This is a genomic window from Mesorhizobium montanum (assembly GCF_033977145.1).
GTDB classification, from domain to species: Bacteria; Pseudomonadota; Alphaproteobacteria; order Rhizobiales; family Rhizobiaceae; genus Mesorhizobium; species Mesorhizobium montanum.
Map to the genome: position 1 here is coordinate 61,165 of NZ_JAVIJF010000018.1, position 20,303 is coordinate 81,467.

Consider the following 20,303-nt stretch of genomic DNA (forward strand, 5'->3'; position numbering starts at 1 on the left):
GGCGCCGTGGGCGGACGCGCCGACGTCTATGGCGGTCTTCGATCCGACGGGGGGCAAGCCCGCTCTTCCCCACGGCGGCACCTTCACCGCCAATCCGGTGACGATGCGCGCCGGGCTTGCCGCGATGCGGGCGCTGACGAAAGAAAGCTTTGTCCGTCTCGATCGTCTCGGCGCGTTCCTGCGCGATGGCGCCGCCGCCGCCTTCGAAAGGCACGGCCTTGCCGGCCAATGTGTCGGCCTCGGCTCGCTCTTCAAGGTTCATTTCACGTCGCGTCCCGTCACGGATTACCGGTCCGTCTATCCCGGCCAAGCGGAGCGCGGGAAGTTCGAAGCGTTCCACAAGGGCTTGCTCGGCCGCGGCGTTCTGTCCGCCAGCTACGGCCTGTTCGCGCTGTCGACGCCGATGACCGAGGCGGACGCCGGCACCATCCTTCACGCGATCGACGAGACCCTGGGCGAGATCGCCGCGCAGTCCTGAAAACAGGTGGACCATAGATGATAGCTTCTCCTCATGTCGTGGTGATCGGCGCCGGCACGCTGGGCGCATGCACGGCGCTCAACCTTGTCGAACAGGGCGCGCGCGTCACGGTGCTGGAGGCCCAGTCGATCGCTTCCGGATCGAGCGGCAGGTCGGTCGGTGTCGTCGGATCGCAATTTACCGATTCGTTCGAAATCATGCTGCGCGCTCATTCGCTCCGCCGGTTCCGCCAGTGGGAGGGTGAGGGGCTTCAATTCAACCACATCGGCTATCTCAGGCTGGCCCGCACGCCCACGCAGATGGAACTGTTCGCGAGATCGGTGGAGATCCAGGGCGAAGCGGGGCTCAGGTCGCGCCTGATCCGCGCGAACGAACTCAGGCAGCGGGTTCCCCACATCAACCCCGAAGGGCTGGAAGGTGGATTGTTCGGGCCCGACAATGGCTTCCTCGATCCGCACGAGATGTGCAATTTCCTGGCGCAAAAGGTGCGCGCCAAGGGCGGGGAAATCCGTCAATATAGCAAGCTGCTCGGGGTGTTGAGGCGATCGGGCGGCTACAGGCTGGAGACCAGCGGCGACCCGATCGATCGCAAGCGACGACTGATCGATTGCGATGTCGTGGTCAATGCGGGCGGCGCCTGGGCGCCTCAGGTCGCCGACCTCTTCGGCCAGCGCCTGCATATCTGGCCCGAGCGCCATGAAGCCGTCGTCATCCACCTCGACGAGCCGCTCGACTATACGATGCCGATGGTCATGGATCTCGTGAACGGCGAAGGCAGCGGCCTCAATTTCCGCCACGAAAAGCGTACCGAGCTGATTGCCGAGATCCACAAGGTGAACTCCATCGCGCCCGAGGACCCGGACAATTATAACGACCAGTGCGAGGAACAATCGAAGGTCGATCTGGCCGAGCTCCTGCTGGAACGTGTGCCCGATCTGCCGGGCGCGCGGCTCGGCCGCGGCTGGGCCGGCCTTTACCCCGTTACGGCCGACCATCGCCCCTTTGTCGGGCCGATCGATACCTCGGAACCGACGCTGATCACCGCCGCCGGCGCCGGCGGCTACGGCATCCAGCTCGCCCCGGTGATCGGACAGATCGCGGCCGACTGGATTCTTCACGGCGCACCGGTTTCGGTGCCCGGTTCGCAGAGCCTGGCGCCCTCGGCCGGGCGCAACATCCCCGGCCATTGACCAATGCGTTTTCAAGCCGGGTCGGACGCCTAAGATGCAACCGTTCCCGTTAACCATCGATTAACTATCTGGTCGCCTTTAATACGGTTCTGGAGGATACTGATTTTTGGCCGCGAGCGATGAAGCGCGCGACCGCTGCGATCAGAAAAGAAGCGGCGGAACACCGTCGCCGTCTGCCGGGGAGGCGCCCAGCATCTTAGATGAGGAGCGCCGGAAATGAACATCGAAGAAGCAGTCACAGCCGCGACAGCGGCGTCGAGCGCGCTTCTGTCTTGTCTTGGCCAGCCTGTCGTCGCCTATCACGTCACGGCCATCATGCGCGAAACCGACAAAAGCCATGCACGGCAGATGCAGCTCGCCCTGATGCGGCGAAGCATCGAAGCTCTTGTCGACGACGGCCTCGAAGACCTCGAAGCCGAACGCTTTGCGTCGCAGTTCCACGGTCGGCTCGGCTCGGCTTGGGACCTTCTGCATATGGCCAACGACACGCCGCATTGATCGCTGCGGATGGACTTGCATCCGGCCATAGGTAACGCCCCCGACATGAGGTAGACTGCCGGCCGCGTCTGGGCTGGCGTTCATCGAACGGGGGGCATGCGATGCAGGCGATACCGATAGTCCATCAGCGGGAACCGCCGGCGATCACCGCTGTGTCATCCCTGGGCGGATATCCCACCGCCGTGCTGTGCTGGCTGCTGTCGGCCGGCGTTTATATCGCGGCGAAGTGGGTGGCGCCGGAAATGCCGCCCTGGGGTCTCTGCTTCTGGCGGCTTGCACTCGCCTGCGCCATCCTTTTGCCGATCGTGCGCCGCCATCACGGTGCTATGATTGGGCTGCTCAAATCCCGGCCCTTGGAGATCGTCACCGTCGGCGCTATCGGCCTCACGCTCTGCCAGGGCATGATCTACCATGGTTTGAACGACACCGACGCGACCACGGCCGGCATCATCATGGCGATGTCGCCGATCATGACCATGGTGCTGGCGCGTCTGGTGCTCGGCGAGCCGCTTGGGCTCGGAAGGCGCTCGGCGCGGTTGCCGCGCTCGCCGGCATGCTGGTCATCGTCGCGCACGGTGACCTGACTGCGCTCGTGCAGCTGCGATTCAATGTCGGCGAATTGTGGATCGTCGGCAGCGCGTTCTGCTGGGCGCTCTACACGGTGCTCCTGCGCCGCTCCAAATTCGGCCTCGAACTCCTGCCGCTGGTCGTCCTCCTGCTCGGCGCCGGCGCGCTGGTCGCCTTGCCGTTCCACCTGTGGGAAATCTTCAATGACGAACGTTCCGCCTTGAATGGCAATGGCCTGCTGGCGCTCGCCTATCTGGCCGGCCCCGGCGGCGCCCTGATGTACTACCTCTACAACCGAAGCGTGGAGACGCTGGGCGCGAGCCGGGCAAGCATGCTGCTCTATCTGCAGACGCTGTTCGTCGCCGTGCTCGCCTATCTGCTGCTCGGCGAAAGCCTGCATGACTATGATCTGCTCGGCGCGGCCTTCATCGTGGCCGGGGTCGTGCTGGCGACGGCGATCAAGCCGAGGGCTATTCCGGCAAAGGCGTGAAGGAGCGGCGAAGGGCGTCGACCAACATACATAGCTGTCCGCGCGGCCATGCCGATTTGGTTCCTCATGCCCTGTGCGGTGCGGACCAAGCTTTCCTAAATTAGCCGATTTTGCTATTGGCGGGCGGCTGCCCTTCGCAGCGCCGGTCAAGGCCGGGGGGACCGTAGCAATCGACAAGCGCGTGGACGCATGAACGGCAGTCGGCACATCGGGGTGCTGGAGCTGCGCGTGCTTGGCGATTTCCAGGTGACGCGCAACGGCCAATCGCTCGACCTGCCGCCGTCGCGCAAGACGCGGGCGCTGCTCGCCTATCTCGCCGTCACCGCCAGGCAGCACCAACGCGAGCGGCTGTGCGAGATATTCTGGGACATTCCCGACGATCCGCGTGGCGCCTTGCGGTGGAGCCTGTCCAAGATCCGCCAGGTCCTGGGCGGCGAATCCGCCCTCGTCACCGATCGCAACGCCGTCGCGCTCAACGTCGAGACGGATTATGCGCGGCTGGCGCCGCTGGTGAAGGCCGACCTTTCGTCCCGCACGACCGAGGAGCTTGAAGCCGTCGCTGCCTCGATCCATGGCGGCTTTCTCGCCGACCTCTCGCTCGAGCGCTGCTTCGAATACGAGGCCTGGCGGCAGGCCATCGCCAGCGAGTGTGAGATCGTCGAACTCGGCATCCTGCGCGAGCTGGTCGAGCGTCTGGCGAACGAGCCGCGGCGGGCGCTGCCGTTCGCCCGGCGCCTGAGCTGCCTCGTGCCCGACGATGAGAGGCTCGCCGCCGAGGCCGAGGCGCTGGAGGACAAGGTCCGCTCAGTCGCCGCTCAACCCACGGGCCGCGCGCCGCAGCCTGCCTCCCGAACGCCGCCGCAGTCGCCGTCGAAACCCGCGGGGTCACCGCAGGATCCCGGCCGCGCCGTGCAATTCTGCCGGGCTCTCGACGGCACCAGGCTCGCCTATGCCAGCACCGGCAGCGGCCCGGCGATCCTGCGCGCCGCGCACTGGATGTCGCATCTCACCTTTGACTGGGACAGCCCGATCTGGCGGCACTGGATGCTGGAGCTGTCGCGCCGGAACCGGCTGGTGCGCTATGACGAGCGCTGCAATGGCCTTTCGCAGCGGCACGTCGTCGACATCTCGTTCGAGACCATGGTGTCGGACCTCGAATGCGTGGCGGAGGCTTCAGGGCTCGACCGCTTCACCTTGCTCGGCCTGTCGCATGGCTGCGCGGTTTCGATCGCCTATGCCATACGCCATCCCGAGAGAGTATCGGGCATGATCCTTTATGGCGGATACGTCAAAGGCTGGCGGGCGCGCGGCGACGCGGGCGAGATCGCGACGCGCGAGGCCGCTGCGACGCTGATGCGCGAGAACTGGGGCAGGCCGAACCCGATGTTTCGCCGGGCCTTCTGCTCCATGTTCATCCCGGGCGCCACGCACGAACATTTCGCCTGGATGGATGAATTGATGCTGCGCACCGTCTCGCCCGACGATGCCTGGCGCCTTCAGAGCGCCTCTTCGGTGATCGATGTCAGCGAATTGTTGGACAAGGTGCGTGTGCCGACGCTGGTGCTGCATGCGCGTGACGACAACGTCGCTCCCGTCGAATCCGGGCGCACCATGGCCGCGGGCATTTCAGGCGCGCGCTTCATCGAGCTCGAGAGCCAGAACCATATCCTGCTCGAAGGCGAGCCCGCCTTCGAAGAGTTCATCGACCACGTCCGCGCCTTCATCGACGAGACGGCGGGCGCGTAACCAGGGCAGGAGACGTCCTCAGCCCCTGGCCAAAGGCACGGTGAATACCGTCGCGGTGCCGGTGAGGCAAAGCTCGCCGGCTTCGTTGCGCACCGATGTCTCCAGCTTGGTGATCGGCTTGTCGGCGCGCACTTCCTTGACCTCGACGCGGCCGGTGATCAGTTCGCCGACGCCGACCGCCTTGACGAATTTCCACGAGACTTCGAGGAACACCGAACCGGGGCCGGGGAGGTTTTCCGCCACCACCGCGTTCAGTATGCCGGAGGTGACGCCGCCCTGCACGATGAGCTTGCCGAACACCGAGGCCTCGGCGAGCGCCTTGTCGTAATGCAACGGGTTGCGGTCGCCGGTCATCTCCGCGAACGCATCGATATCCTGCGGCTGGGTGCGGCGCGAGCGCTCGGCGAAGGCGTCCACCTGGGGGCGGCCTTTGATGACGCCGACCCAGCCGTCCTGCATCAAATGTCCATCCTTCATCGAATGCCCATCCTTTATCGAATGCAAAGTCATGGTCTTGCTCCTGTCCGGTTGCGGGAAAGGTTTGCTTCGACCGGCGGCTTGTCCTGGTTCGCCGGCGCCCGATAGGTCGTCGGCTTCGACGCGCGGCGGGCCGGTGCGGGCTGCCCGGCCAGCGCCTGCACCTCGGCCTTCAGCACGACGCTGAAGCGGCGATGCCGCTCGCCGATATCGTCGAGCGTCCAGTCGAAGCCGGCGACGGCGTCGGTGGTGTCGAGGATCTGGTTGGCGATCAGATCGCGCCGCTGCTGCCAGGTCGCGAATGCAGCCTGCGAGCCGTCGAGGATGGCGCGCGCGAGGCTTTCGGCATCGCGCAGCGCATCGGAAATGCCGTGCGAGGTGATCGGGTCGCGGAAGAAGCCGGCATCGCCGACCAGCGCCCAGCCCGGGCCGTGCGCCTGGCGGATATAGCCCGGCACGCCCCGGAACGCCTGCAGGCGGGCATCCTTCGGCGCGCGGGCCGCCTGTGCGGCCAGCGCCGGCGAAAGCGCCTCCAGCACGTCCATGCGGGCGCGGGCGTGGCCGAGGCGGAAGCGCTGGTCGAACAGGCTTGTCGGCACCGAGGCGACGATGCAGGCGAGGCCATCATTGGTCGGGATGAAGGAGCCGGCGAGCCCATCGCGAAAATACCAGTGGTAGCCGGCGCCGGGCTCGACCGGCGCGTAGCCATAGACATGGGCGGCCGACACGGCGCCGCGCCGCGAGGGCTGGGCGTCCACGCACTTTGCCACCAGCGAGCCTATGCCGTCGGCGCCGACCACGATTTCGGCGCTGACCCGCAGGGACGCGCGACCGGCGGCGCGGATCTCGATGCCGCGGATGCGGCCGCGCGTGTCGGCGAAGAGGTCGCCGACGGCCACATCGTGCAGGATCTCCGCGCCGGCCTTGCGCGCCGCATCGACAAGGATGCGATCGAGTACGGTGCGCCGCGGCGCGATCAGGCCTGGAAGCTCCAAGTTGCCGGCAAGCGGGACGGTGATCTCCTCGTCGCCATAGTGGAAGGTCGTCGTCTCGACCAGCGGCGTGCCGGCCTTGAGCAGCGGCTCGAGCAGGCCCCAGCGCCACAATTGCAGCACGGCGGGCCGCATCAGCGCATGCGTCGACAGCGTGTCGGAGCCGTAAGGCTTGCGGTCGATCGCAAGCACCTTGAGACCCGCGCGGGCGAGCAGCATCGCGGTCGCCGCGCCCGCGCAGCGCGCGCCGACAATGATGGCGTCGTAGTGGCCGCGCCTGGGGCTGGCCATGAGGGAGATCGGGTTGGTTGCCATGTTCATTTGTCCTCAGGCCGCCTTGCGGCCGTTGCAGTCGAGATGACGGGAGATTTCGGCGGCGATCGCTTTCGCGTCCGTGCCGACGCCGCCGATGAAGTTGGAATCGCGCTTTCGCAGGAAGCGGAAGCCGAGCGCGTAGAGGCCGGGCACGCTGGTGATGCCGCCGCAATGCGCGAGCTCGCCGTGGGCGCCGAGCGCCAGCGGCTCCAGCCAACCGAACGAGCGGGCATAGCCGGTCGCCCAGATGATGCTGCGGATCGATCCGTCGGCCAGCGAAAGCCGCTCTGCGCAGGCCGATGGCATCGCCACCGGCTCGCGCCGGTATGGTGTCGCCGCGCCCGCGAAGTGGTCGATCCGGTCGAGCAGACGCGTCTGCTTCGCTTCCGCCGCCGCGATGTGCTGGCAAAGATCGCCGGCGAAGGTGATCTCGCGATCGGCAACGCCAAGCACCCGCCCGGCCAGCTGCACGCCAAGCGCCTGCAACGTGGCGAGGTCGACGTCGACCTTGTCCGGCCGGCCGGCGAGCTGCAGCGAAGGCTGGCGCCGGGCGCCCTCCGGATTGGCGAGATCTTCCTGGCGCTGCGCCATCAAGCCCATTTCGCAAAGCCAGAAAAAGATGTCCTTGCCGCGCCATGTTCTTGGCAGGCGCGTATGCTTGCCGACCGAGAGCACCACGCGCCGCCCGGCGCCGGCGAGTTCGTCGGCGATCTGCACGCCGGAGGATGAGGCGCCGACGACCAGCACGCCGCCCCCCGGCAGCTCGCCGGGTGAGCGATATTGCGAAGCGTGAATGCCGAGCGGTCCGCCGACGGCCTCGACCGCAAAGGGTATGATCGGCCGGTCGCAGTGTCCCGTCGCGACGACGACCGCGCGCGCCGACCAGTCGCCGGCGCTGGTGCGCAAGGCAAAGCCGTCACCGGTCCGCTTGCATGAGATGACCTCGACGCCGGTTTCGACAGCCGCATCCCATCGCCTGGCATAGCGCTCCAGGCCTTCCACGAAAGCCCCTTTGGTCATGAACCCGTCGGGGTCGGTGCCGCCATAGGGCAAGCCGGGCAGGGCGTTCAGCCAGTTGGGCGTCAAGAGCTTGAGCGAGCGCCAGCTCTGTGAGCGCCAGCGCTCCCCGATGCGGCCGCGCTCCAGCACGGCATGATCGATGCCGGCCTGGCCAAGGCAATGGCTGAGCGCAAGGCCGGCCTGGCCCGCGCCGATGATGACGACGTCCGCGCGTCTCATGATTCTGGTCCGTCTGAGGGAAGGAAGCGGTCCGGATCGGGTCCGGACCGCCTGCCGGTTTCAGCTCACTGGATGGTCTTGATCCCGACGGTGACCGGGACACCCTTGGTCAGCACGTCGAAGACGGCCGAACGGGCGCGCGACTGCTCGACCAGCTGCTGGAGCTTCTCGGCCGGCGCATCGCCTTCGATCTCGAACGACACCTGGATGTTCTGGAAACCGTTGCGGACCTCGTCGGAGATGCCCAAGATGCCGCGCAGGTCGATGTCGCCGTCCACGGAGCACTTGACCCTGGTGAGCTTGATGCCGCGCGCGGCGGCGATGTTGGCGACGCCCGCCATCAGGCAGCCCGCCAGACCGTGCAGCAGCCACTCGACCGGGGTCGGCGCATCGTCGGCGCCGCACAGGATCGCCGGATGGTCGGCGTCGGCATAATGAGGCTTCTCGTGCTTCTGCTCCTGGCCGGCGCCGAAGAAGCCATTCATGACGGTCTTGCTGTGCGTGCCTTCGATCCACTCATTGTGGGCGCGGAACTGGAATTTGGCCAGCTCCGGCTGCCCGGCGACGAAATTGATCGTCGCCATCAGGTTCGGCGTGTCGACGCCGTTGAGCGGAAGCCGTGCGGGTTTGGGGTTGGGTTGCATCTTCATCTCCAAGGTTTGTTTGCGGCTTGGTTGCCGTGACGGCCTCTGTTTGCCGATGGAGCGTTTGAACGAGAGTGGATGCGACCGTGGAATTTTTCATACGCCTGCCGTGGAAATTGCGTTGGACGTATCGTTTGAAACGAATTGTGAATTGCCCGATACGGTGGGCCGGATATTTGCTTGATCGCAATGCCCGGGACGGCAAGACCTCAGGCATGGGAGGCGCCCGGGGCCTATCGGCAGCGTTGCCACGGTCGCCATCGGCGGTCATCTGAAGTTGCTGATATCCATCCGGTCGGTGTTGGACGGCGCATAGCGCATCGAGGTGTAGTGGTCGATTTCCGAACGCCCGACGCCCATGTCCTTGAGCAGATAGTCGGGCATGGCCTGCAAGGCAGCGCGCTCGTTGCGCATCTTCATCGCACGATAGGCAAGCCGCAGCGCGCGGCCGGCAAAGCCGATCAGGCCGAGGCGCGCACGGGTTTCACAGGCGGTGTGTTCCAAAGTCGTCATCGTCGTCTCCATCCTTTTGCGCCGCGGTCTTCGCGTGCCGGATGGGAGGACTATCGCTGACGACCGGGGGAACCAGCGTTGGAGCGGGCGTCGAAGTTGCCGTGGAAATCGAGGTTTTGCGACTGACGCGTCGCCGCCGCGTTGGCGCGTCGATCGATCAGGAATCCTGCACCCGCCCGATGCTTGCTTGAAATGGTCGCGACCGTCAGAAAATCCGCTGCCCGGCCTCGTCCAGCAGCACGCAGTCGTCCGGGTCGAAGCCCAGCTCGATCGCTTCGCCTTCGCGCAGCACGCGGCCGTCGATCGGGGCGTTGGCGCGGATGTTCGTCTTGCCGCCGATGTCGACCTCGTAGATGGCGCTGCCGCCGAGATAGGAGGCCGACACGACCCGGCCGGGCAACCGGTTGGCGCTCGCTTTGGCTCCCACCGCGAGCTTCTGCGGCCGCACCACGACCGTGACGGCGCTGCCCCGCGGCAGCGGCTTGGGCGACAGCACATTGACCGTCTGGCCGCTGGCCAAGGTGACCGCCGTCGGCCCCTCGGATCGGCTCACCATGCCTGAAAGCATGTTGGCCTTGCCGAGGAAGTCGGCGACGAAGGCGGTGGCGGGCCGCTCATAGACCTCTTCCGGCGTGCCGACCTGCTCGGCCGAGCCGGCATTCATCACCACGATGCGGTCCGACATGGACAGCGCTTCTTCCTGGTCGTGCGTGACGAAGATGGCGGTGATGCCGGTTTCCTTCTGGATCTTCTTGATCTCGACCCGCATCTCCTCGCGCATGTTGGCGTCGAGCGCCGACAGCGGCTCGTCGAGCAAAAGCACCTGCGGCTCGAAGACGATGGCGCGGGCCAGCGCGATGCGCTGCTGCTGGCCGCCCGACAATTGCGAGGGCAGCTTCTTCTCGCTGCCCGGCAGCCGCACCATGTCGAGCGCCTGGCCGACCTTGCGCTTGATCTCGGGCTTGGCCACGTTGCGGTATTTCAGCCCGAACGCGACATTGTCGAACACGGTCTTGTGCGGGAACAGCGCGTAGCTCTGGAAGACCAGCCCGATATTGCGCTTGTAGATCGGCACGTCGTCGACGCGCCGGCCGCCGATCATGATCTGGCCGGCCGAAATGTCGACCAGCCCGGCGATGGAGCGCAGGATCGTCGTCTTGCCGCAGCCCGAGGGGCCGAGCAGCGTGACGAAGCTGCCCTTGCGGATCGACAGCGAGAAATCGCGCACCGCGACGAACTTGCCGTAGGCGATGTCGATGTTGCGGAACTCGACCGCCGGGCTGCTCGCCCCGGCGGTCGCGCTCGCGCCTTCCGCCCCGGCCGAGGCCGGCCGGGGATGGATTTTCGTGTCCTGGCTGTCAGGCACCTTTCGAGATCCTGTTCCACTGCTTGGTCCAGGCGTCCTCGTTGGTCGCCCAGTAGGTCGGATCGGCGAAGGTCAGCGACTTCATCGTGCCGGTCTTGTCGAACGCCGGCAGCTTCTCGATCTTCTCTGTGAGCTTGACCTTGGTCGGGTCGAGCGACGGCGGGTAGCTCTGGCCCTCGGCCACCGCGATCGAAGTCGCCGGATCGAGCATGAAGTTGATCAGCTCCTCGCACTCGGCCATCGGCGAGCCTTTCAGGATCAGCATGTCCTCCATCCAGGCATAGGAGCCGGCCGGATCGAGATAGCCGATCGGATGGCCCTGGTCCTGCAGCGCCGCGACGCGGCCCGACCAGGCGTCGGTCACCACGATCTCGCCCTTGGAAAGCAGGTCCATCAGCTCGGCGCCGGAGCTCCAGAACTTCTTGGCGAGGTCGCGCGTCTCGCGCACCTTGGCCCAGATCGTGTCCATGTCCTTGAGGTTGTTGGGATCCTGTCCGGTGGCCAAAGCCGCGTACCAGACGCGCGTGGTCATGTCGGAATAGCCGCCGACCTTGCCGGCATATTTCTTGTCGAGCAGCAGCGCCGCGCCCTTTTCCTTGGCCTCTTCCGGCGAGATCACCTTGGTGTTATAGGCGATGCCGGTGGTGCCGTAATCGTAAGGCACGGCCGACAGCTTCGGCGTCAGCTTGCGGAACGGCTCGATCATCGGCTGCAGCACATTCACCATGTTGGGAATGTTGGCCTCGTTGATCTCCGAGGTCAGGCCGCCATTGACGTATTTGATGTAGTAGTTGACGCCTGAGGAATGGATGACCTGGTAGTCGCCGGGCTTCGCGGTCTTGATCTTGGTGATGATCTCGTCCTCGTCGCCGAACGTGCCTTGCACCACTTTGATCTTTGTCTTGGCCGTGTAGGGCTGGAAGGCGAACTTATCTATCGCGTCCTGCACCGTGCCGCCCCAGCCGTCGAAGCGGACTTCCTCGACCGCGGCGAGCGCCCGGCCCATCCACGGCATGGAAAGGCCCGCCGATGCGGCGGCCGCCGCCGTTAGCGTCAGGAAAGTGCGGCGGCTGAGGTCGCCATTGGCATATCGGTCTTGCAGCCGTTCCAGCCGCTTGGTGGTGGTCAGTTTCATTGTACTTCCTCCTTTGGTTCGCCACGTCTTTTCAATCTTGTCAGGCTCTGCAGGATCAGGCCGCCGATCAACGGGATGCCGACGGTCACCAGGATCATCACGGTGCCGAGCGCGTTGATCTCCGGGCTGATCGAGATTTTCAGCATCGAAAGGATCTGCGTGGGCATGGTCTCGACGCCCGCCGGCCGCCAGAACAGGCTGGCCGAGGTATTGTCGAACGAAATGGTGAAGGCGAGCAGCGCGCCGCCGACGACCGCCGGGATGAGCAGCGGCAGCGTGATCTCGCGGAAGGACGAAAAGCGCGAGGCGCCGAGCGAAAGTGCGGCTTCCTCGTAGACGCGGCGGATTCCGACCATGCGCGCCTGCGCGATCAGCACCACATAGGGCACGGCGAGCAGGATATGGCCCAGCACCAGAAGCAGCATGGTGCGCGGCTGGTCGATCGCCTTGATCAGCACCAGGAGGCCGACGCCGAGAATGGTTTCCGGCACCAGCGCCGGCAAGATCACCAGCGTGCTCAGCGCCTGCTTGCCGGGAAATTCGAAGCGCACCAGCGCGAACGCCGTGACGACGCCGATGGCGGTGGTGACGGCGGCGGTGACCAGCGCGATCCACAGCGAGGTGCGGAAGGCCGTCAGCACCGCTTCATTGCCCATCAGCTTGGTGTACCATTGCAGGGAAAAGCCGGTCATCGGGAAGCCGCCGAACATCGAGGCGTTGAACGACAGGATGACGGTCGCCACGATCGGTGCGAACATGAAGATGTAGACGCACAGCGTGACGAAGCCGGTCAGCCGCCACGCCCATCTGCCTTCCTCCTTGCGCCGGGCTCTCATCCGCTCAAGCCTTTGACGATCTGCGACATGCCCATGTAGCGGGTATAGATGGCGGCGAAGAAACCGAGCACCAGGAACAGCACGATCGACAGCGTGGCGCCCATCGGCCAGTTCAGCTCGCCCATGATGGTGTCGTAGATCAGATTGCCGAATAGCGCGTCGCGACCCGAGCCCAGGAGCTGCGGCGTCACATAGCTGCCGGCCGCCAGCACGAAGCAGAGCAGCAGCCCCGCCGCGAGGCCGGGCAGAGAGAGCGGCAGGGTCACCTCGCGGAACGCCTGCGCGCTGGTGCAGCCCATTGAGCGCGCCGCAGAGATCAGCGTGCGGTCGATGCCCTCGAGGCTGACATAGACGTTGAGGATCATGTAGGGCAAAAGGAAATGCAGCAGCCCGAGGATCACCGCGCCCTCGTTGTAAAGCATCGGCAGCGGCTCGTTGATGATGCCCAGCTTGAGCAAGGTGACATTGATGACGCCCTGTTCGCCCAGGATGTTGATCCAGGAAAAGGTGCGGATGGTGAAGCTGATCCAGAACGGCACGATGAGCAGCAGCAGCAGCAGCCACTTGTGCTTGAAGCTCGTCGCCCAGATGAAATAGGCCGGGAAATAGCCAAGCACGCCGCACAGCAGCGCAGTGATCGCACCGACTCTGAGCGTCTTCAAAAGGAAGCCGGAATAGTAGCTGTCGGTAAGGAATTCCTGCCAGTTGGCGGTGGTCAGCGCGCTGGTTTCGACGCCGGCGGTGACGAAGGTGAAGAACGTATAGGCCGCCATCACCGCGATCGGCAGCACCAGGAAGAAGATCAGCAGCAAAAGCACCGGTGCAACCAGCATCCAGGCCAGGCGTGGATCATACAAGGTCCAGCGATTGTTCATGCGCACCCGAAGGTAGGCGCCTTCTTCGAGGCGCTTATGTTCCCTAGGGCGAGATTGGGTGATTGGGAGCGCGATGTCTACAGGCGGCGATTGAGCCAGGGAGGTGAGAGCGACGAGGGTGACCGCCTTTTGGTATGTCGCCGGGGGTGCATGGTGGCCTGTCTGAGTGGTCTCCAGCCGCTTTTCGAAGACCTTAATGCCACCGCATTGGTCGGCGGATGGCGCTTCGTCAAAAGGGGCGGAAAAGCGGCAAAGACGTGTTATTTCCTGGCACGAAAGATCACGTTTTCATTCAGCCTGATAACTATTCTGTGTTGCACCGCACCATTTCGTGCTGCAGTCCTTTAGCTTACGCGAATATTCGGTTCAGGAGTCGGCAGGCTTGCGTTTTCCGTTGACCGGCACGGATGTTGCGGCCGGCGGCCGGGGTCACGTCGTCAGCGCTAGCGGCTGCGAATGATGGCCGGCGGTCGCGACCTCCAGCTTGACGCGCTGCGGGCTGTTGCCGTCACGCTGGTGCTCTATGCGCATTTCCTTGCGCCCGGCGGCACGTCCTTCCTCGGTCATCTCGGCGTGCGGCTGTTCTTCGTGCTTTCCGGCTTTCTGATCACCAGGCTTTTGCTGGAGGCGCGCGACGCCGCCCAATTCGTGCCCGGACCGGCGCTGCGTTCTTTCTATGCCAGGCGGGCGATCCGCATATTCCCGCCCTATTTCGCCGTGCTGGCGCTCGTCTGGTTCACTGATCTGGAACAGTCGAGATCCTCGCTGGCCTGGCATGCGCTCTACCTTTCGAACTTCTGGTATGCGCTGCGCAACGATTGGAACCCCTGGCTGCTCTGCCATTTTTGGAGCCTCAGCATCGAGGAGCAGTTCTATCTCGCCTGGCCGCTGATCGTGCTTCTGGCGCCCCGCAGGCGCATCGAGGCGATCACCATCGGCGTCATCTGCTTCTCGCTCGCCTACCGCTTCTACTGGCCGCTCACCGCCGATCCGGCGCTCGCCCGGGACCTGTTGCCGCCGGCCTCGATGGATGCGCTTGCCTGCGGCGCCCTGCTTGCCGTGCGTCGTGCCAGGGGCGCCGGTGTGCCACGCTGGATGCGCCTCGGCTGGCCGGCCTTCGCTGTCGTGTTCCTCGCCGTCGTGTGGTCCGACCCGGGGCCGGCAAATTCGACATGGGAGTGGCCGCGCTGGCTGCTGGTGCAGGTGCTGCCGCTGGTGCCATTGGTGGCGATCGTGGCCGCTTGCTCGAACGGCCTCGGCGGCAGGCTCGGCTGGCTGGCCGAGCTGCCACCGCTGCTCTTGGTCGGCCGCATCAGCTACGGCATCTATCTCTATCACCCGATCCTGCTCGCCTATGCCGTCAAGGCGCAGCCGTGGATCCCGCTCAATGTCTCGGAACAGGGGCCGGGCCGCTTCCTGGTCGCGGGCGCCGCCACGCTGATTGTGGCCTCGCTGTCCTGGGTGCTTTTCGAAAAGCCGCTCAACCGCCTCAAGCGCTACTTTCCCTATATCGCGCGGCCACGCGCTCATGCGCCGAGCGAGACCCGCCGGTTCGGCGCCACGTATCCTGGCGCAAAAGCGGCGCTCGATCTGCGGCCGACCGACCGGAGCTGACCATGACGCGCCCGCTCATCTCCGTCCTGCTGCCGGTCTACAATGCCGAGCTCTATGCCGACGCTGCAATCCAATCGATCCTGCAGCAGGACTACGACCGGCTCGAAGTTATCGCCATCGACGACGGATCGACCGACAGGTCGCTGGAAATCCTCGAGCGCTCCCGCAAGGCGGACGGCCGCGTATCCATAATCTCGCGCGAGAACCGCGGTCTCGTCGCCAGCCTCAACGAGGGGCTGGCAATCGCCCGCGGCGAATTGGTGGCGCGCATGGATGCCGATGACTTCGCCTATCCCTGGCGCCTGTCGCGCCAGGCGGCGCTGTTTGCCGCGCGGCCCGAGCTCGGCTTCTGCGGCTCGCTTGTCGACACGCTGCTGCACGGCCGCGTCGCCAAGGGGCGGCTGGATCCCGTGTTCCGCTTCGGTCTCCTCCCGGTGCTGTCGAAGTTCTTCACGATCTTCATGCACCCGACGGTGGTCTACAACCGCCGGGTCATCGGCGAGGACGACCTGCACTATGACGGCCGCTACCGGCATGCCGAGGATTTCGACCTCTTCCGGCGGCTTGCCGACCGCTATCCGGCGGCACTGATGCCGGAAAGCCTGCTCGTCTACCGCGTCCATCCCGGCAGCGTGACCAGCCTGCACGGCAAGGAGATGCGACGCACGCATCTGAGGATTGTCGGCGAAAATCTCGAGCGCGAGGGGCTGGCGGACGAAACGCAGGATCTTCGCGCCATCGGCGACAGCGTCTCCTTCGACACGGTGCGCCGGGCGGCTGCCTTCATCCGCGCCCTGGAGGAGCGGATCGCCGAGTTGCCGGCCGCGTCGCGGCCGAGCTTCGAGGCCGGCGCGCTGAACCTGTTCTATTTCCTCTACCAGCTCGTCAACGACCAGCAGCGGCCGGCGCTGGCGCATGAGCTCCTGACGCTGACGGCGAAGTGGAACGTCATCCGCCGCCGCGAGAAATACGCGCTCAGCCCCGGCGCCTGGGCGCCCTGGCTGAGCCAGGCCTCGATGTGGGCCGGCAGGCGCGCCGACTGGATGGCTTATCGCTTCAAATCCGCGCCGGCGGCATCCGTGCTTGGGCCCTATCGGATGGGGGCGGCATGAACGCCGATCGCCATCCGCTGCTGCAGCATCTGCGCTCGCCTCCCGGCCCGACCCAGCGGCCGGAGGTCTCCTTCATCGTCTGCACGCGCGACCGCGCGGCGGTGCTGAAGGCCTGCATCGATTCGATCCGCGCCGCCTGCCGGGCGCATCCCGCCTTCGCCGCCGAGCTGGTGGTGGTCGACAACGGCTCGCGCGACGATACGGCCGAATATCTTTCGCGGGTCGCCACGACGTCCGGCATAGCGCTGACGGCGATCTGCGAGCCACGGCGCGGACTGGCGGCTGCGCGCAATGCCGGGATGGCGCGGGCGCGCGGGCGCGTGCTGGTCTTCGTCGACGACGATTGCCGGCTCGACCTCGACTATCTCGTCGACCTCGATCGGCATTATTCGAGTGGCGAAAAATGGCTGATCCGCGGCGGCCGCGTCGAGATCGGCGACGCCAGGGACCTGCCCTTCACCATCAAGCGCTGCGAGAAGCGCGAGCGGCTGACGCCCGCCGTCCATCCGGGCGGCTTCGTGCTCGGCTGCAACATGACCATGCACCGCGACGTCGCCGCCCGCATCGGCCCCTTCGACGAACGCTTCGGCGCCGGCGGGGCGCTGCGCTCGGCCGAGGATACGGATTATCTGGTGCGCGCCATGCTGGCCGGCATGGCGGTGGAATACGTGCCCGACATGACGATCTTCCACCATCATGGACGGCGCGACCGCGGAGCGATCGACCGGCTGCACCGCGACTATCATTTCGGCAACGGCGCGCTCTGCCTGAAACATATGCGCCGCGCGCCCTGGCTGCTTCGCCACTTTTACTGGGCGATGCGAGCCGCGACGCGCGAGCTCATCGGCGGTCCGCGCTTCGACCAGGAGCTCAGCCTGTCGCACTGGCCGATCGTGCTGATGAACCTGGCGGGCGCGACGAAGTTCATGGCCCTGGTGCTGGCCGGGCGGCCTGACCGGCAGGAGCGGCCCGCCCAGGAAACCACCGAGGCCAGGGCGGAGGCCGGCGCGCGATGACCGGGCGCAGAGCCCCAACGCTCGTAATACTGAGGCGCGCATTCGGCCGCGGACAGTTCGGCCTGCTGCCCGCGGTCGTCTTGCTCGGGCTTGCCAGCGCCGCGCTCGAGGGCTTCGGCATCGGCCTCGTCATCCCGCTGCTCGGCATCATCATGGGGCATGACGAGGCGGCCGGCATGGCGGGCCTGTCGGCCATGCTGCAGAAGGTCGGCGGCGGGCTTGGCGAGCGCGAGCGGCTGATTGCGATTTCGGCTGCGATCCTCGGCTCGATCCTGCTCAAGAACCTGCTTGCCTTTGCCAATTCGGTGCTGACCGCCCATATCTACGGCAAGGCGAGCCAGGCGATACGCGGCGCGCTGGCGGAGCGGCTGCTCAATGTCGGCTACCCCTTCTTCCTCCGGCAAAGCCCGGGGCGCCTGCTCAACATCATCTCCAGCGAATCCTGGCGGGCGTCGGACGCCATCCAGGGGATGCTCAGCGCGATCGTCAGCGCCTCGGCGGCACTCATCCTGCTCGCCTTCCTGTTGCTGCTCTCGTGGCCGATGACGCTGCTGGTGATGCTGGGGCTGGCGCTGGTGCAAGCGGCGCATATGGCGCTGTCGGCGCATCTCAGGGCGCCCAGCCGCAATGTTTCGGCGCGCAACAGCGCCTTGGCCTCGCAAATGCTGCATCTGGTCCATGCCGGCCGGCTGATCCGCATCTTCGGCCAGGAGGCGCGCGAGAAGGCCGCGTTCGAAAAGGCATCCGACGGCGTGCGGCGCGCGGCCTTCCTGCTTTCCAATCGCCAGGGCGCGCTGGGGCCGCTGACCGAAGTCCTGCACGCCATGCTGTTCCTGGCGGTGGTGATCGGCGCCTGGCTTGCGGGCCTCGGCTTTCCGCTGGTCGCGGCCTTCCTCATCCTGCTCTACCGTCTGCAGCCGCATGTCAGGGCGCTGCAGATGACATGGAGCCAGTTGCAGGGGCTTTCCGGCTCGCTGGAGGAGGTGACCTGGCTGCTCGACCCCGAGGGCAAACCCGCGCCGCCCGAGGGCAGCCGGCCGTTCGCCACCTTAAGCAAAAAAATCGCCTTCGAGGGCGTGAGCTTCAGCTATGCCAATGAGGAGCAGCGCGCGGCGGTGCTGCACACGGCGAGCTTCGACATCGTGAGCGGCCGCTCGACGGCGCTGATCGGCCGCTCAGGCGCTGGCAAGACGACGATCGTCAACCTGCTCTGCCGCTTCGTCGAGCCGGACGCAGGCAAGATCCTCGTCGACGGCGCGCCGCTCGGCGAGATCGACCCGGCCGACTGGCGCCGCCACATCGCTCTCGCCAGCCAGGAGCTGGAACTGGTCGACGGCACGATCCTCGACAACATCACCTATGGCAAGGACACGGCGACGTCCGAGGAGGCCTGCCGCGCCGCCGAGCTTGCCGAGGCGCATGGCTTCATCGAAACGCTGCCGCAAGGCTACCAGACGGTGGTCGGCTATCGCGGGATGAACCTTTCGGCGGGGCAACGGCAGCGCATCGCGCTCGCCCGCGCTCTTGTGCGCGACCCCGACATACTGATCCTCGACGAGGCTACCAACGCGGTGGATGGGCTTTCGGAAGCGGCGATCGTCGAGACGCTGAAGTCGCGCGCCGGCCGCCGCACCACGATCGTCATCAGCCACCACCGCAGCACGATCTCGTTCTGCGACGACCTGGTGATCCTGGAGCATGGCAGGGTGAGGAAGCAGGCGCCGTTCGCGGAGTTGGCGAAGCTCAGTATGGATGAGTTGTATCGGCCGGAGTGAGGAGCACGAACTCGCGTCCCATCTTCTTTGTCATCACCTCTTCCTATGTGCCGAAGCGAGGACGGTTCTGGCGCAAAGCGGCCACTCCGAAGCGATGGGAAGGGCTGCCTACCTCTCCCTGAACGCCCGTGCGAACGAATCCATCATCGGGCGTACCAGATACTCGAAGAAAGTCCGGTCGCCGGTGCTGATGAAGGCGTCGACAGGGGTGCCGGGATAGAGCTGTTCGGCTTTCACGCCGGCGGGCAGGGTGTCGGCGATCTTCAGCTTGGCGCGGAAATAGGGCTCGTGGGTGGCCTCGTCGATCAGCCGGTCGGCGGAGATCTCGCTCACCGTGGCCGGAACTTCCGGCGTCAGGCGCGTGTTGAGCGCGGACAGCCTGAGCTTTGCCGGCTGGCCGACATGCACTTCGTCGATGTCCTTCGGTCGCAGCTTTGCGTCCACCACCAGGCCGGATGCCGTGGGCAGGATCTCCATGATCTTTTCGCCGGGCGCGACCACGCTGCCTTGCGAGTTGTAGGTCGAGGACACCACGATGCCCGCCGTCGGCGCGGTGATCGTCGTGCGCGTCAATACCGCCTGCGCCGCGCGCATCTGCTCTTCGATGTCGGCGAGGTTGGTGCGCACATCGTCGAGCTTGGTCAGCGCTTCCTCGACGCGCTGGGTGGTCGCGCGTTCGGTCTGCGCCTCAGCCTCCACGATCTGCGTGCTGGCCGAGGCGAGGTCTGCCTCCAGCGCGCCGGCCTGGCCGACGAGGTCTGCCTCCGAGCGCAGCAGCTGCGAATATTCGCTGCGGTTGGTGAGGCCCTTGCCGAGCAGGTCGGTCTTGATGCCGAGCTCCTTCTTCACCACCTCGGCCTGCTGCTCGATGGCGAGCTTCTGCGCGTTCAAGCCTTTGACCGATTCGCGATGCATGGCGACGCGCTGCGCCAGGATCGACTGCTCCGTGTGGAAGCGCGCAACCCTGGCGTCGAACTCCTTCTGCTGTTCGCGGATCAGGTTTTCGAAATCCTGCTGGAACGGCGCGGGAGCGGGCTCGGCGATCGGCGCCAGCCTGTCCAGCCCGTCGCGCTCGGCCTCCAGCCGCGCCGCACTGGCCTTGAGCGCGATCCACTGCCGGGTCAGCCGGTTGAGCTCGGCCTCCGGGGCGGTCCGGTCGAGCAGGATGAGCTCCTGGCCTTCGCGCACGCGGTCGCCTTCATGCACCAGCAACTGCCTTATGATGCCGCCCTCGCGATGCTGGATGAGGATGTTGCCGCCGGTGGCCGCGATCGTGCCTTGCGTGATCACCGCGCCGGCAAGCGGCGCGCTCGCGGCCCAATAGCCGAAGCCGCCGACCAGAAGTGCGATTGCCGAATAGCCGGCGAAGGCCGTGCGCCGGAAGTCGGTGCGGGGCCGGCCTTCGAAAGTGAGGCTCTGCGTCAT

18 protein-coding genes and 1 pseudogene are annotated in these 20,303 nt (G+C 66.0%); 9 read left to right on the top strand and 10 right to left on the bottom strand.

What is annotated here, in order from left to right; translation table 11 throughout:
* Positions 1–28 precede the first annotated feature (28 nt).
* The 5 genes and pseudogenes from RFM68_RS23395 (at position 29) to RFM68_RS23415 (ending at position 4,969) form a co-directional block, all read left to right on the top strand.
* Positions 29–478, top strand: a complete 450-nt coding sequence (locus tag RFM68_RS23395; RefSeq protein ID WP_320235488.1) for a hypothetical protein — start codon at positions 29–31, stop codon at positions 476–478.
* Between the two features lie 17 nt (positions 479–495).
* On the top strand, positions 496–1,668 hold the full coding sequence (locus tag RFM68_RS23400; protein WP_320235382.1) for an NAD(P)/FAD-dependent oxidoreductase: 1,173 nt from the start codon (positions 496–498) through the stop codon (positions 1,666–1,668).
* Between the two features lie 216 nt (positions 1,669–1,884).
* Positions 1,885–2,166, top strand: coding sequence for a hypothetical protein (locus RFM68_RS23405; RefSeq protein ID WP_320235383.1), 282 nt, complete (start codon positions 1,885–1,887; stop codon positions 2,164–2,166).
* A gap of 101 nt (positions 2,167–2,267) precedes the next feature.
* Positions 2,268–3,223: pseudogene (locus RFM68_RS23410) on the top strand (DMT family transporter).
* A gap of 189 nt (positions 3,224–3,412) precedes the next feature.
* Positions 3,413–4,969, top strand: a complete 1,557-nt coding sequence (locus RFM68_RS23415) for a bifunctional AfsR/SARP family transcriptional regulator/alpha/beta hydrolase (protein ID WP_320235384.1) — start codon at positions 3,413–3,415, stop codon at positions 4,967–4,969.
* A gap of 18 nt (positions 4,970–4,987) precedes the next feature.
* On the opposite strand, the gene RFM68_RS23420 is transcribed toward RFM68_RS23415, so the two are convergent.
* The 9 genes from RFM68_RS23420 to RFM68_RS23460 form a co-directional block, all read right to left on the bottom strand.
* Complete coding sequence (locus RFM68_RS23420) at positions 4,988–5,479, bottom strand: MaoC family dehydratase (RefSeq protein ID WP_320235385.1); 492 nt, start codon at positions 5,477–5,479, stop codon at positions 4,988–4,990.
* The gene (locus tag RFM68_RS23425) at positions 5,476–6,753 is read right to left on the bottom strand and encodes an NAD(P)/FAD-dependent oxidoreductase (protein ID WP_320235386.1); all 1,278 of its coding nucleotides are present in this window, start codon (positions 6,751–6,753) and stop codon (positions 5,476–5,478) included. The genes RFM68_RS23420 and RFM68_RS23425 overlap by 4 nt, the downstream gene beginning before the upstream one ends.
* A gap of 12 nt (positions 6,754–6,765) precedes the next feature.
* Complete coding sequence (locus RFM68_RS23430) at positions 6,766–7,992, bottom strand: flavin-containing monooxygenase (RefSeq protein WP_320235387.1); 1,227 nt, start codon at positions 7,990–7,992, stop codon at positions 6,766–6,768.
* 65 nt (positions 7,993–8,057) lie between these two features.
* A complete protein-coding gene (locus RFM68_RS23435) occupies positions 8,058–8,636 on the bottom strand; it encodes an OsmC family protein (RefSeq protein ID WP_320235388.1) in 579 nt (192 codons plus the stop codon).
* A gap of 267 nt (positions 8,637–8,903) precedes the next feature.
* Positions 8,904–9,149 (bottom strand): YjiS-like domain-containing protein, encoded by a 246-nt coding sequence (locus tag RFM68_RS23440; protein WP_320235389.1) that lies wholly within the window; start codon positions 9,147–9,149, stop codon positions 8,904–8,906.
* Between the two features lie 205 nt (positions 9,150–9,354).
* On the bottom strand, positions 9,355–10,515 hold the full coding sequence (locus RFM68_RS23445) for an ABC transporter ATP-binding protein (protein ID WP_320235390.1): 1,161 nt from the start codon (positions 10,513–10,515) through the stop codon (positions 9,355–9,357).
* Positions 10,508–11,650 carry an ABC transporter substrate-binding protein gene (locus tag RFM68_RS23450; RefSeq protein WP_320235391.1) on the bottom strand — a complete coding sequence of 381 codons (1,143 nt, stop codon included), beginning with the start codon at positions 11,648–11,650 and terminating at the stop codon, positions 10,508–10,510. The genes RFM68_RS23445 and RFM68_RS23450 overlap by 8 nt, the downstream gene beginning before the upstream one ends.
* Positions 11,647–12,486, bottom strand: a complete 840-nt coding sequence (locus RFM68_RS23455) for an ABC transporter permease (protein ID WP_320235392.1) — start codon at positions 12,484–12,486, stop codon at positions 11,647–11,649. The genes RFM68_RS23450 and RFM68_RS23455 overlap by 4 nt, the downstream gene beginning before the upstream one ends.
* Complete coding sequence (locus RFM68_RS23460; RefSeq protein ID WP_320235393.1) at positions 12,483–13,361, bottom strand: ABC transporter permease; 879 nt, start codon at positions 13,359–13,361, stop codon at positions 12,483–12,485. The genes RFM68_RS23455 and RFM68_RS23460 overlap by 4 nt, the downstream gene beginning before the upstream one ends.
* Before the next feature lie 459 nt (positions 13,362–13,820).
* Between RFM68_RS23460 and RFM68_RS23465 the strand changes: the two genes are divergently transcribed.
* The 4 genes from RFM68_RS23465 to RFM68_RS23480 are packed head-to-tail and all read left to right on the top strand — an operon-like array spanning position 13,821 to position 18,878.
* Positions 13,821–14,975 (top strand): acyltransferase family protein, encoded by a 1,155-nt coding sequence (locus RFM68_RS23465; RefSeq protein WP_320235483.1) that lies wholly within the window; start codon positions 13,821–13,823, stop codon positions 14,973–14,975.
* A 2-nt stretch (positions 14,976–14,977) separates the two neighbouring features.
* Positions 14,978–16,087: a glycosyltransferase family 2 protein gene (locus tag RFM68_RS23470; RefSeq protein ID WP_320235394.1), complete on the top strand. Its 1,110-nt coding sequence runs from the start codon at positions 14,978–14,980 to the stop codon at positions 16,085–16,087.
* Positions 16,084–17,103, top strand: coding sequence for a glycosyltransferase family 2 protein (locus RFM68_RS23475; RefSeq protein ID WP_320235395.1), 1,020 nt, complete (start codon positions 16,084–16,086; stop codon positions 17,101–17,103). Before RFM68_RS23470 ends, RFM68_RS23475 begins: the two co-directional genes overlap by 4 nt.
* A complete protein-coding gene (locus RFM68_RS23480; RefSeq protein WP_320235396.1) occupies positions 17,100–18,878 on the top strand; it encodes an ABC transporter ATP-binding protein in 1,779 nt (592 codons plus the stop codon). The genes RFM68_RS23475 and RFM68_RS23480 overlap by 4 nt, the downstream gene beginning before the upstream one ends.
* 108 nt (positions 18,879–18,986) lie before the next feature.
* On the opposite strand, the gene RFM68_RS23485 is transcribed toward RFM68_RS23480, so the two are convergent.
* The gene (locus tag RFM68_RS23485) at positions 18,987–20,303 is read right to left on the bottom strand and encodes an HlyD family type I secretion periplasmic adaptor subunit (RefSeq protein ID WP_320235397.1); all 1,317 of its coding nucleotides are present in this window, start codon (positions 20,301–20,303) and stop codon (positions 18,987–18,989) included.

What these genes read in the sequence shown, in the direction of transcription:
- RFM68_RS23395 (WP_320235488.1), top strand. Translation starts at nt 29, where the DNA reads ATGGCGGTCTTCGATCCGACGGGGGGCAAGCCCGCTCTTCCCCACGGC.
- RFM68_RS23400 (WP_320235382.1), top strand. Translation starts at nt 496, where the DNA reads ATGATAGCTTCTCCTCATGTCGTGGTGATCGGCGCCGGCACGCTGGGC.
- RFM68_RS23405 (WP_320235383.1), top strand. Translation starts at nt 1,885, where the DNA reads ATGAACATCGAAGAAGCAGTCACAGCCGCGACAGCGGCGTCGAGCGCG.
- RFM68_RS23415 (WP_320235384.1), top strand. Translation starts at nt 3,413, where the DNA reads ATGAACGGCAGTCGGCACATCGGGGTGCTGGAGCTGCGCGTGCTTGGC.
- RFM68_RS23420 (WP_320235385.1), bottom strand. Translation starts at nt 5,479, where the DNA reads ATGACTTTGCATTCGATAAAGGATGGGCATTCGATGAAGGATGGACAT.
- RFM68_RS23425 (WP_320235386.1), bottom strand. Translation starts at nt 6,753, where the DNA reads ATGGCAACCAACCCGATCTCCCTCATGGCCAGCCCCAGGCGCGGCCAC.
- RFM68_RS23430 (WP_320235387.1), bottom strand. Translation starts at nt 7,992, where the DNA reads ATGAGACGCGCGGACGTCGTCATCATCGGCGCGGGCCAGGCCGGCCTT.
- RFM68_RS23435 (WP_320235388.1), bottom strand. Translation starts at nt 8,636, where the DNA reads ATGCAACCCAACCCCAAACCCGCACGGCTTCCGCTCAACGGCGTCGAC.
- RFM68_RS23440 (WP_320235389.1), bottom strand. Translation starts at nt 9,149, where the DNA reads ATGACGACTTTGGAACACACCGCCTGTGAAACCCGTGCGCGCCTCGGC.
- RFM68_RS23450 (WP_320235391.1), bottom strand. Translation starts at nt 11,650, where the DNA reads ATGAAACTGACCACCACCAAGCGGCTGGAACGGCTGCAAGACCGATAT.
- RFM68_RS23455 (WP_320235392.1), bottom strand. Translation starts at nt 12,486, where the DNA reads ATGAGAGCCCGGCGCAAGGAGGAAGGCAGATGGGCGTGGCGGCTGACC.
- RFM68_RS23460 (WP_320235393.1), bottom strand. Translation starts at nt 13,361, where the DNA reads ATGAACAATCGCTGGACCTTGTATGATCCACGCCTGGCCTGGATGCTG.
- RFM68_RS23465 (WP_320235483.1), top strand. Translation starts at nt 13,821, where the DNA reads ATGGCCGGCGGTCGCGACCTCCAGCTTGACGCGCTGCGGGCTGTTGCC.
- RFM68_RS23470 (WP_320235394.1), top strand. Translation starts at nt 14,978, where the DNA reads ATGACGCGCCCGCTCATCTCCGTCCTGCTGCCGGTCTACAATGCCGAG.
- RFM68_RS23475 (WP_320235395.1), top strand. Translation starts at nt 16,084, where the DNA reads ATGAACGCCGATCGCCATCCGCTGCTGCAGCATCTGCGCTCGCCTCCC.
- RFM68_RS23480 (WP_320235396.1), top strand. Translation starts at nt 17,100, where the DNA reads ATGACCGGGCGCAGAGCCCCAACGCTCGTAATACTGAGGCGCGCATTC.
- RFM68_RS23485 (WP_320235397.1), bottom strand. Translation starts at nt 20,303, where the DNA reads ATGACGCAGAGCCTCACTTTCGAAGGCCGGCCCCGCACCGACTTCCGG.